Source organism: Streptococcus sp. 3613 (assembly GCF_013277375.1).
In the GTDB taxonomy this organism is placed as follows: Bacteria; Bacillota; Bacilli; order Lactobacillales; family Streptococcaceae; genus Streptococcus; species Streptococcus pseudopneumoniae.
Window position 1 is genome coordinate 54,112 of sequence record NZ_VMMV01000080.1, and the last position, 11,250, is coordinate 65,361.

At 40.4% G+C, this 11,250-nt stretch carries 9 protein-coding genes and 2 pseudogenes; 9 read left to right on the top strand and 2 right to left on the bottom strand.

Annotated features, from left to right (window positions below; genetic code table 11):
• The first annotated feature begins 269 nt into the window (after positions 1-269).
• The 7 genes from glgB (at position 270) to HT708_RS09440 (ending at position 7,717) form a co-directional block, all read left to right on the top strand.
• On the top strand, positions 270-2,198 hold the full coding sequence (gene glgB / locus HT708_RS09410; protein ID WP_000375891.1) for a 1,4-alpha-glucan branching protein GlgB: 1,929 nt from the start codon (positions 270-272) through the stop codon (positions 2,196-2,198).
• Positions 2,188-3,330: a glucose-1-phosphate adenylyltransferase gene (locus HT708_RS09415; protein WP_023940141.1), complete on the top strand. Its 1,143-nt coding sequence runs from the start codon at positions 2,188-2,190 to the stop codon at positions 3,328-3,330. The genes glgB and HT708_RS09415 overlap by 11 nt, the downstream gene beginning before the upstream one ends.
• Positions 3,320-4,459: a glucose-1-phosphate adenylyltransferase subunit GlgD gene (gene glgD, locus HT708_RS09420; RefSeq protein ID WP_000687036.1), complete on the top strand. Its 1,140-nt coding sequence runs from the start codon at positions 3,320-3,322 to the stop codon at positions 4,457-4,459. The genes HT708_RS09415 and glgD overlap by 11 nt, the downstream gene beginning before the upstream one ends.
• Positions 4,456-5,889, top strand: coding sequence for a glycogen synthase GlgA (gene glgA, locus HT708_RS09425; RefSeq protein WP_023940142.1), 1,434 nt, complete (start codon positions 4,456-4,458; stop codon positions 5,887-5,889). Before glgD ends, glgA begins: the two co-directional genes overlap by 4 nt.
• A 58-nt stretch (positions 5,890-5,947) precedes the next feature.
• Positions 5,948-6,319 carry an HAD-IB family phosphatase gene (locus HT708_RS09430; protein WP_031222760.1) on the top strand — a complete coding sequence of 124 codons (372 nt, stop codon included), beginning with the start codon at positions 5,948-5,950 and terminating at the stop codon, positions 6,317-6,319.
• 70 nt (positions 6,320-6,389) lie between these two features.
• On the top strand, positions 6,390-6,593 hold the full coding sequence (locus HT708_RS09435; protein ID WP_188110819.1) for an HAD hydrolase family protein: 204 nt from the start codon (positions 6,390-6,392) through the stop codon (positions 6,591-6,593).
• Positions 6,594-6,601: 8 nt separating this feature from the next.
• Positions 6,602-7,717: a glycerate kinase gene (locus HT708_RS09440; protein ID WP_054392798.1), complete on the top strand. Its 1,116-nt coding sequence runs from the start codon at positions 6,602-6,604 to the stop codon at positions 7,715-7,717.
• Here HT708_RS09440 and HT708_RS09445 read toward each other — a convergent pair.
• Positions 7,714-8,160, bottom strand: a complete 447-nt coding sequence (locus HT708_RS09445) for a DUF1694 domain-containing protein (protein ID WP_000131108.1) — start codon at positions 8,158-8,160, stop codon at positions 7,714-7,716. The two genes, HT708_RS09440 and HT708_RS09445, sit on opposite strands and share 4 nt — an antisense overlap.
• Positions 8,161-8,323: 163 nt before the next feature.
• Between HT708_RS09445 and eno the strand changes: the two genes are divergently transcribed.
• Positions 8,324-9,628, top strand: coding sequence for a surface-displayed alpha-enolase (gene eno, locus HT708_RS09450; RefSeq protein ID WP_000022813.1), 1,305 nt, complete (start codon positions 8,324-8,326; stop codon positions 9,626-9,628).
• A gap of 773 nt (positions 9,629-10,401) precedes the next feature.
• A pseudogene (locus HT708_RS09455) lies at positions 10,402-10,764 on the top strand (reverse transcriptase domain-containing protein); the annotation flags it as partial.
• A gap of 15 nt (positions 10,765-10,779) precedes the next feature.
• Here the strand turns inward: HT708_RS09455 and HT708_RS09460 are convergent.
• A pseudogene (locus HT708_RS09460) lies at positions 10,780-11,250 on the bottom strand (IS630 family transposase); the annotation flags it as partial.

Sequence of the window (11,250 nt, forward strand, 5' to 3'; positions counted from 1 at the left end):
TAAAATCAGGAAATTGTTTTCCTGGTTTTATTTTTTTGCTATAAAACAATAATAATCATAGAAAAATACGAACTTTTTGGTATTATAGTAGAGAAAAGAAAGGTGTTTTCACATTTTTTGAAAAAATATTGCTTTACAATTGAACGAGAAAGTGAACTTTTTGTAGATTTTCAAAATAATTTTAAAGAAGTATAGTAATTTACTTGAATCTTCTCTAAAAAAGTAGTATAATAAAAACACAGAAAACGCTTACAGCAGAAAGGGAGTATATGGATAGAAGAGAAGCATTGCGCACCTTTATGACAGGTGAGAATTTTCACCTCCAGCATTATCTGGGAGCGCATAGGGAAGAAAAAGATGGTGAGTCTGGCTATACTTTCCGAGTTTGGGCACCCAATGCTCAGGCAGTTCACTTGGTAGGGGATTTCACCAATTGGGTTGAAAATCAAATTCCGATGGAACGGAATGAATTTGGAGTCTGGGAAGTCTTTACCAGTTTTGCTCAAGAAGGCCAAATTTACAAGTACCATATCACACGTGCAAATGGTCATCAGCTTATGAAGATTGATCCTTTGGCTGTACGGTATGAGGCACGACCTGGTACTGGAGCGATTTTAACAGAGATTCCAGAGAAAAAATGGAAGGATAGACTCTGGCTAGCCCGTAGAAAACGCTTAAGCTTTGAAGAGCGTCCTGTCAATATTTACGAGGTTCATGCTGGCTCTTGGAAGAGAAATCCAGACGGTAGTCCCTATAGTTTTGCTCAATTGAAAGATGAACTCATTCCTTACCTAGTTGAGATGAACTATACTCACATTGAGTTTATGCCCTTGATGTCTCACCCTCTCGGTTTGAGTTGGGGCTATCAGCTTATGGGTTACTTTGCTTTAGAGCATGCCTATGGTCGTCCTGAAGAGTTTCAAGATTTTGTTGAGGAATGTCACTTAAACAATATTGGGATTATTGTGGACTGGGTACCTGGTCACTTCACTATTAATGATGATGCCTTAGCCTATTACGATGGGACACCGACTTTTGAGTATCAGGACCATAATAAGGCTCATAACTATGGTTGGGGAGCACTCAATTTCGACCTTGGGAAGAATGAAGTCCAGTCCTTCTTGATTTCTAGCATTAAGTTTTGGATTGACTTTTACCATTTGGACGGTATTCGCGTGGATGCGGTTAGCAACATGCTCTATCTAGATTACGATGATGCCCCATGGACACCGAATAAAGATGGCGGTAATCTCAACTATGAAGGATATTATTTCCTTCAACGCTTGAATGATGTCATTAAACTAGCTCATCCAGATGTGATGATGATAGCTGAGGAAAGTTCATCAGCTACTCAGATTACTGATACAAAGGATTCAGACGGTCTTGGCTTTGACTACAAATGGAATATGGGCTGGATGAATGATATTCTCCGTTTCTATGAAGAAGATCCGATTTATCGTACATACGACTTTAACCTAGTGACTTTCAGCTTTATGTATGTCTTCAAGGAGAATTATCTCCTACCATTCTCACACGATGAAGTTGTTCATGGCAAGAAGAGTATGATGCACAAGATGTGGGGAGATCGCTATAATCAATTCGCAGGCTTGCGCAATCTCTATACGTACCAAATTTGTCACCCTGGTAAGAAATTGCTCTTCATGGGTAGTGAATACGGCCAATTCCTAGAATGGAGATCTGAAGAGCAGTTGGAATGGTCTAATCTAGAAGACCCTATGAATGCTAAGATGAAGTATTTCACTTCTCAGCTAAACCAGTTTTACAAAGATCATCGCTGTCTGTGGGAAATCGATACCAGCTATGATGGTATTGAAATCATTGATGCGGATAATCGAGACCAGAGTGTTCTTTCCTTCATCCGTAAGGGTAAGAAGGGCGACATGCTAGTCTGCGTCTTTAATATGGCACCTGTTGAACGAAAAGATTTTACAATCGGTCTGCCTGTTGCAGGGATTTATGAAGAAGTCTGGAATACTGAGTTAGAAGAGTGGGGAGGCGTTTGGAAAGAACATAATCAAACTGTTCAAACGCAAGAAGGACTATGGAAAGATTATGAGCAGACCTTGACCTTTACCCTACCGGCTATGGGAGCAAGTGTTTGGAAAATCAAACGCCGCTTGAAATCTGATAAAACTGTCACAAGTAAAAACCAAAAAGGAGTAGAAAATGAAGAATGAAATGTTAGCTTTGATTCTTGCTGGTGGGCAAGGAACTCGTCTCGGTAAACTCACTCAAAGCATCGCAAAACCAGCTGTGCAATTTGGTGGGCGCTACCGTATCATTGACTTTGCTCTTTCAAACTGTGCCAACTCAGGTATTCACAATGTTGGAGTCATCACCCAGTATCAACCACTTGCTCTCAACAACCATATCGGGAATGGTTCAAGTTGGGGTCTAGATGGGATTAATTCTGGTGTCTCTATCCTTCAACCATATTCTGCAAGTGAAGGAAATCGTTGGTTTGAGGGGACTAGCCACGCTATTTACCAAAACATTGATTATATCGACAGTGTCAACCCTGAGTATGTTTTGATTCTTTCGGGTGACCATATCTATAAGATGGACTACGATGCTATGCTCCAGTCTCATAAGGATAATAATGCTAGTTTGACAGTAGCAGTTCTTGATGTTCCTCTGAAAGAAGCTAGCCGTTTTGGTATCATGAACACAGATGCTAACAATCGTATTGTAGAATTTGAAGAAAAACCAGCTCAACCTAAATCTACAAAAGCTTCTATGGGTATTTACATCTTTGATTGGCAGCGTCTCCGCAATATGTTAGTCGCTGCTGAAAAGAGCAATGTCGATATGTCAGACTTTGGTAAAAATGTCATTCCAAATTACCTTGAGTCAGGTGAAAGTGTTTATGCTTACGAATTTAGCGGTTACTGGAAAGACGTCGGTACTATTGAGTCACTTTGGGAAGCGAACATGGAGTATATTTCTCCAGAAAATGCCTTGGATAGTCGTAACCGTCAATGGAAGATTTACTCAAGAAACTTGATTTCACCACCAAACTTCCTCGGAGCAAATGCTGATGTGGAAGACTCATTAGTTGTAGACGGATGTTTCGTTGATGGAACTGTTAAACATTCTATCCTTTCAACAGGCGCGCAAGTTCGCGAAGGAGCGGAAGTTGTTGATTCAGTTATCATGAGTGGAGCTATCATTGGTCAAGGAGCTAAGATTAAACGTGCCATTATTGGTGAAGGTGCGATTATTTCTGACGGTGTCGAAATTGATGGAACAGATGAAGTACAAGTTGTAGGATATAATGAAGTAGTGGGGGTAGCAACAGATGAAGATTGATAAATATTCTGCCATTTTAGGAAACACAGTTGGTTTTCACGATATGTCGACATTGACAGACCACCGTCCAGTAGCAAGTTTGCCATTTGGTGGGAAATATCGTTTGATTGACTTCCCACTTTCAAGCCTTGCTAATGCAGGTGTTCGTAGTGTCTTTGGTATTTTCCAGCAGGATAATATCAGCTCAGTCTTTGACCATATTCGTTCAGGACGCGAGTGGGGCTTATCAACCCTTCTCAGTCACTATTATCTAGGTATTTACAATACTCGTGTGGAGAGTAGCACAGTAGGAAAAGAATACTACCAACAGCTTCTTACTTATTTAAAACGCTCTGGATCAAACCAAACGGTTGCCCTCAACTGCGATGTCTTGATTAACATTGATTTGAACCAAGTTTTCCATCTACATAGTACAACAAAAGGGCCTATCACTGTAGTTTATAAAAAACTAGCTAAGAAAGATATTTCAGAAGTAAATGCAATCTTAGAAGTGGATGAAACAGACCATGTTCTTTCTCATAAACTCTTTGATAGCAAGTCAACAGCTGAAACGTTCAATATGTCTACAGATATCTTTGTCGTTGATACACCGTGGTTGATTGAACGCTTGGAAGAAGAAGCTAAAAAAGAACATCCAGAGAAATTGCGTTATGTTTTACGTGATTTGGCTGCAAAAGAGGGAGCTTTCGCCTACGAGTACACAGGCTACCTAGCCAATATTCACTCTGTAGAGTCTTATTACCAAGCTAATAAAGATATGCTTGAATCACAGAAATTCTATTCTCTCTTCTCACCAAACCAAAAGATTTATACAAAGGTTAAGAACGAAGAACCAACTTACTATGCTAATACATCTAAGGTAAGTACTTCTCAGTTTGCGTCTGGTAGTATCATTGAAGGTCAAGTGGCTAATTCTGTTCTATCACGTAATATTCATATCCATAAGGATAGCCTGGTTAAAGATAGCCTACTCTTCCCTCGTGTTGTGATTGGAGAAGGAGCTCAGGTAGAATATGCTATCTTGGACAAGGGTGTTGAAGTTGAGCCTGGTGTTGTGATTCGAGGAACTGCAGAACATCCAGTTGTCGTTAAGAAAGGTAGCAAAGTAACAGAGGATATTCATTCATGAAAATTTTATTTGTAGCAGCAGAGGGTGCACCCTTTTCAAAAACAGGTGGTTTGGGAGACGTCATTGGCGCTCTTCCTAAATCACTTGTAAAAGCGGGACATGAAGTTGCAGTGATTTTACCCTACTATGACATGGTAGAGGCTAAATTTGGAAATCAGATTGAAGATGTTCTTCATTTTGAGGTGAGCGTCGGTTGGCGCAGACAGTATTGTGGAATTAAGAAAACAGTATTAAATGGTGTAACCTTCTACTTTGTTGACAGCCAATATTATTTCTTCCGTGGTCATGTTTACGGTGATTTTGACGACGGAGAGCGCTTTGCCTTTTTCCAACTTGCTGCCATTGAGGCTATGGAAAGGATTGACTTTATTCCTGACCTTCTCCATGTTCATGATTACCATACAGCCATGATTCCTTTCTTGTTAAAGGAAAAATACCGTTGGATTCAAGCCTATCAAGGAATAAAAACTGTTTTAACCATTCATAATTTGGAATTCCAAGGACAATTTTCAGAAGGAATGTTATGGGACTTGTTTGGAGTTGGCTTTGAACGTTATGCTGACGGTACCCTTCGCTGGAACAACTGTCTGAACTGGATGAAGGCAGGTATTCTCTATGCGGATCGTGTTTCAACCGTCTCACCTAGTTATGCTCAGGAAATTATGACCAGTAAATTCGGATGTAACTTGGATCAGATTCTTAGAATGGAGTCTGGTAAAGTATCTGGTATCGTGAATGGGATTGATGCTGACCTGTATAATCCTCAGACGGATGCTCTTTTAGACTATCATTTTAATCAGGAAGATTTGTCTGGAAAAGCCCAGAATAAGGCAAAATTACAAGAGAGAGTTGGCTTGCCAGTTAGATCTGACGTTCCTCTAGTGGGAATTGTTTCTCGTTTGACACGTCAAAAAGGTTTTGATGTGGTGATCGAAAGTCTTCACCATATCTTGCAAAATGATGTTCAGATTGTTCTTTTGGGAACTGGAGATCCAGCCTTTGAAGGAGCTTTCTCATGGTTTGCTCAGATTTACCCAGACAAGATATCAGCAAATATCACTTTTGATGTCAAACTTGCTCAAGAAATCTACGCTGCCTGTGACCTCTTCCTCATGCCAAGTCGTTTTGAACCATGCGGCTTGTCTCAAATGATGGCTATGCGTTACGGAACCTTGCCATTGGTTCATGAAGTTGGTGGTTTGCGAGATACTGTCCGCGCTTTCAATCCAATCGAAGGAAGCGGTACTGGTTTTAGCTTTGACAATCTATCACCTTACTGGTTAAATTGGACTTTCCAAACAGCATTGGACTTGTATAGAAACCATCCTGACGTTTGGAGAAATCTACAAAAACAAGCTATGGAGTGTGATTTCTCATGGGATACAGCCTGCAAGTCATACCTTGACTTGTACCATAGTTTAGTTAATTAATAGATAAAATCGTATGATGACTTCATACGATTTTTGGTCTGTTTAGAGAGGAGAACTGATGTCTCAAGTAAAAGGCTTGTGTGTTATGGATGTGGATGGAACCTTAATCCTAGAAGAAGTGATTGATTTGTTGGGAAGAAAGGTAGGTCGTGAGGAGGAAATTTCGCAGATTACAAGTCGGGCAATGCGAGGAGAGTTGGTCTTTGAAAGCAGTTTAAGAAAAAGAGTGTCCTTCTTGGAAGGTCTTCCTATTTTGGTATTTGATAAAGTCTTCAACTCAAATCATCTATCGCTAAATGTCCCAGAGTTCATCTCTATTCCCCAAAAGAATGGCATCCTAGTTGGTTTGGTGTCTGGTGGATTTATACCAATAGTTGGAGAGATTAGCAAAATCCCTTGGTATTGCCTATTTCACTGCCAACTAGCTTGAAGTCAAAGAAGGTCTTTTAACAGGAAAATTAGTTGGACAAATTATAAGTCCCCAGGTCAAAAAAGAAACTCTGGAAAAATGGAGAAAGAAACTAAAACTTTCTAAAGAAAGAACGGTGGCAATCGGTGATGGGGTCAATAATCTATTAATGTTGAAGTCGGCGGAGTTAGGAATCGCCTTTTGTTCCAAAGAAGTGCTCAAAAAAGAAATACCACATCATATTGACAAGAGGGATTTTTTAGAAGTTCTTCCTTTGATTGACTTTTTAGAATGAGGGAAAATGTGAAGATTGTTATTGCACCAGATTCATTTAAGGAAAGCTTGACCGCACAGAAAGTAGCTGAAGCTATTAAAAAAGGGTTCCAACAATCGATAGCAGATGTAGAATGTCTCCTCTGCCCTGTTGGTGATGGGGGAGAAGGTACTGTAGATGCTATCCGACATTCTCTTGACCTAAAAGAAAAATGGATCCAAGTGACAGACCCTTTTGGACAAAAAGAAGCCATGCGCTATTTTCAAAAAGAGGAACTGGCACTATTTGAAGTAGCTGACTTGGTTAGTCTTGGAAAAATTCCGCTAGAGAAACGAAATCCACTTCAAATCCAAACTTGTGGTATCGGAGAGTTGATTCTCCATCTCATTTCTAAAGGGATTAAAGATATTTATATCGGTGTTGGTGGCACGGCCAGTAATGATGGAGGACTGGGGATTGCTGCTGGTTTAGGTTATCAATTTTATGATAGGGACGGAAATGTCTTGCCTGCTTCCGGTCAATCCTTATTAAACTTAGCTTCTGTTTCAACAGAAAATCGCTATAAAATTCCTGAAGGTGTTCAAATTCATATTTTATCAGATGTCGTGAGTCCCTTATGTGGTCATCAAGGTGCGACTTACACTTTTGGCAAGCAAAAAGGCCTAAATCTTACTATGTTTCCAGTCCTAGATCAAGCAATCCAAGACTTTTATGAAAAAGTCTCACCTGCAATATTGCAAATTAAAGGAGCAGGAGCTGGTGGAGGCATTGCTGGCGGTTTGTGTGCCTTTGCTCAGGAAAATATCGTGTCGGGAATTGATACCTGCTTGAACTTAATCAACTTTGATAAGAAAGTTTCAGATGCTGACTTGGTGATTGTTGGAGAAGGTAGACTGGACAGTCAAAGCTTTGCTGGGAAAGCGCCTGTAGGTGTTGCAAAAAGAACCCCTGTCGGAGTTCCTGTTATTGCTATTTGCGGTAGTCTTGCTGAAGATTTACCTCCCTTACCATTTGAAAATATCCAAGCCACCTTTTCTATTTTGGAGAAAAATGAACCTTTGGAAGATAGTTTGAAAAATGCCAGTCTCTATCTGGAGCACACGGCTGCCAATATTGGGCACTTATTAACTATGCGCAATATTTAGCCAAACCATTTTTTCCATAAGGATGTTTTGGATGGTTCTTCCTTTTTAACTTCCCAAAGTTTTGGAAAAGCAAGTCGAAGATCCTTTTCTTCTACTTGAACGGGTGCATTGCTATGGATAACCAGACCGAAGGGAGAAGTAATATGCTCCTCAGATACTATGGTAGCTTGACTATCAGTTTCTTTTGCTTCTTTTAAGTAGAAAACTTGCTTGTCAAATTCGATAGTTGGTGAAATCTTCACAAATAGTGGCTCTGCTTTTTCCTGAAGGTTTTCTAAAATAGATAAAAATCCTTTTTCTAACTGAGGGCTATTTGCTGTATCAATATCTGCATATCCAAGAACTCTTTCCTCAAAAGTACCAAGATAGCGTCTTTGCTCATCCGGATTTAATTTTGCTCCACCATGAGCTTGTTCAAGTAATTGTTTTGATAAATCTGTCATGAAAACAGTATATCATAAAAGTTAGAATAAAACAGACAAAAGAAAGCGATTACTTTATAAAGTTAAGGAAAAGTTGCACAAAGATAACGTTTTTTCTTGAAAAAGGAGGGGTTTTAAGGTATTATAGAGGTGTAAAAAATTTAACTCATAAGGAGAGTAAAAAATGTCAATTATTACTGATGTTTACGCTCGCGAAGTCCTAGACTCACGCGGTAACCCAACACTTGAAGTAGAAGTTTACACTGAATCAGGTGCTTTCGGACGTGGTATGGTTCCATCAGGAGCTTCTACTGGTGAACACGAAGCAGTTGAACTTCGCGACGGTGACAAATCTCGTTACGGTGGTCTTGGTACACAAAAAGCTGTTGACAACGTAAACAACATCATTGCTGAAGCGATCATTGGCTACGATGTACGTGATCAACAAGCTATTGACCGTGCTATGATCGCACTTGACGGTACTCCTAACAAAGGTAAATTGGGTGCGAATGCAATCCTCGGTGTGTCTATCGCTGTAGCTCGTGCTGCTGCTGACTACCTTGAAATCCCACTTTACAGCTACCTTGGTGGATTCAACACTAAAGTTCTTCCAACTCCAATGATGAACATCATCAACGGTGGTTCTCACTCTGACGCTCCAATCGCTTTCCAAGAGTTCATGATCTTGCCAGTTGGTGCGCCAACATTTAAAGAAGCCCTTCGTTACGGTGCTGAAATCTTCCACGCTCTTAAGAAAATCCTTAAATCACGTGGTTTGGAAACTGCCGTAGGTGACGAAGGTGGGTTCGCTCCTCGTTTCGAAGGAACTGAAGATGGTGTTGAAACTATCCTTGCTGCGATTGAAGCTGCTGGATATGTACCAGGTAAAGACGTATTTATCGGATTTGACTGTGCTTCATCAGAATTCTACGATAAAGAACGTAAAGTTTACGACTACACTAAATTTGAAGGTGAAGGTGCTGCTGTTCGTACATCTGCAGAACAAATCGACTACCTTGAAGAATTGGTTAACAAATACCCAATCATCACTATTGAAGATGGTATGGATGAAAACGACTGGGATGGTTGGAAAGCTCTTACTGAACGTCTTGGTAAGAAAGTACAACTTGTTGGTGACGACTTCTTCGTAACAAACACTGACTACCTTGCACGTGGTATCCAAGAAGGTGCTGCTAACTCAATCCTTATCAAAGTTAACCAAATCGGTACTCTTACTGAAACTTTTGAAGCTATCGAAATGGCTAAAGAAGCTGGTTACACTGCCGTTGTATCACACCGTTCAGGTGAAACTGAAGATTCAACAATCGCTGACATCGCAGTTGCAACTAACGCAGGACAAATCAAGACTGGTTCACTTTCACGTACAGACCGTATCGCTAAATACAACCAATTGCTTCGCATCGAAGACCAACTTGGTGAAGTAGCAGAATACCGTGGATTGAAATCATTCTACAACTTGAAAAAATAAAGTAGTTCAGTAAACTATTTTATCCCGAACCTTGAAATTCAAAAGTTCGGCCGTTGATTTAACAACGTTTCTAGCCCCTCGGATTTTATCCGAAGGGCTTTTTCTGGCACGACGGGCATGTCGTGCATCTGAGGTGTAAGTCCTCGGTGGGCACCTGCTACCGGTGAACCCAATAGCGATTCCCAAGCCTGACTATCGTGAGGTAGCGGATTAAAACGGTCTGGGGATAGACCGTTTTAAGTCTGACGCTGGAAATAAGAATCGTCAGAGGAAGGGATAGCGAAATCGTGGCTCTACGAACAGGAAGGTGATAGTAAGGCGTATATAGCGGATAAGGGGGCCAGAAACTCTAAAGTCCAAAAAGGTAGTCGTAACCCATATGCGTAAATCACGGGAGTAATTGAATTCACTCTAACCTTTTAACGTCCTCATATCTTGTATAAACGAGGAAAGATGTAGGACTTATCCCGTGAGGTCTCATGAGCGCTGAAAGCGTAGTAACAAGGAATCATGAGAAGTCAGCCGAACCCATAGTAGTGAGGAAACTTCTGTAATGGAAGTGGAGCGAAGGGGTGAATACTCAAACAGTCTGGGGAGAGACTGTTTGAGGTCTGTCGCTAGAAAGAGAAAACGACAGATCGAAGTAATCCTACTTCACTTGTGTCTGTAAAACGAGAGGTCTGATAGAACTGGAGTCTGTCACGTATTGACTAGATGAAGGCTCACCAATATAAGATATCCCTCAGGCACCAAAACAAGAAAGGAATAGGCACATGTCAAAATTGCTAGATAAGATAGTATCACGCGAAAATATGCTGGAAGCCTACAATCAAGTAAAATCCAATAAAGGCTCAGCTGGGATTGATGGAATGACTATCGAAGAGATGGATAATTATCTCAGACAAAACTGGCGCTTGACTAAGGAGCTGATAAAACAGAGAAAATATAAGCCTCAACCAGTTCTTAGAGTTGAGATTCCTAAACCAAACGGAGGTATCCGTCAACTAGGAATTCCAGCAGTTATGGATAGAATGATTCAACAGGCCATTGTTCAAGTCATGAGCCCCATTTGTGAATCTCATTTCTCAGATACGAGTTATGGCTTTAGACCAAATAGGTCATGTGAAAAAGCCATCAGAAACCTCTAATACTCAATTATTTTCAAAAAGCAACCTTGTCCATTGTCTGCTGACAGTGGACTTTAAAACGCTTTTTTCCAGTCCTTGAATAACTTCTTGAAGCTTATCAATGACGGCTTCCAATGTTTGGAAAGCCTTGTTTTTGAAACCTCGTTTTCGAATTTCTTTCCAGACTTGTTCAATAGGGTTCATTTCTGGTGTATAAGGTGGGATAAAAGCCAACTCAATATTACTTGGAATCTCTAAGGTACTTGATTTATGCCATATTTCATTGTCCATAACGAGTAACAGATAATCCTCTGGATACGCTTGTGAAAGCTCTTCTAAAAATGCGTTCATCCACTCAGCATGACATCCACCAGCTATTAAGAAAAATGATTCGCTTCAATGGGCATCAACAGCTCCATAACAATAGCGAAATTCTCGTATATAGTGACTATGCCTATGTGGACCTACTCCTATTGGAGCCAAACAAGATCCCAG

What these genes read in the sequence shown, in the direction of transcription:
- glgB (WP_000375891.1), top strand. Translation starts at nt 270, where the DNA reads ATGGATAGAAGAGAAGCATTGCGCACCTTTATGACAGGTGAGAATTTT.
- HT708_RS09415 (WP_023940141.1), top strand. Translation starts at nt 2,188, where the DNA reads ATGAAGAATGAAATGTTAGCTTTGATTCTTGCTGGTGGGCAAGGAACT.
- glgD (WP_000687036.1), top strand. Translation starts at nt 3,320, where the DNA reads ATGAAGATTGATAAATATTCTGCCATTTTAGGAAACACAGTTGGTTTT.
- glgA (WP_023940142.1), top strand. Translation starts at nt 4,456, where the DNA reads ATGAAAATTTTATTTGTAGCAGCAGAGGGTGCACCCTTTTCAAAAACA.
- HT708_RS09430 (WP_031222760.1), top strand. Translation starts at nt 5,948, where the DNA reads ATGTCTCAAGTAAAAGGCTTGTGTGTTATGGATGTGGATGGAACCTTA.
- HT708_RS09445 (WP_000131108.1), bottom strand. Translation starts at nt 8,160, where the DNA reads ATGACAGATTTATCAAAACAATTACTTGAACAAGCTCATGGTGGAGCA.
- eno (WP_000022813.1), top strand. Translation starts at nt 8,324, where the DNA reads ATGTCAATTATTACTGATGTTTACGCTCGCGAAGTCCTAGACTCACGC.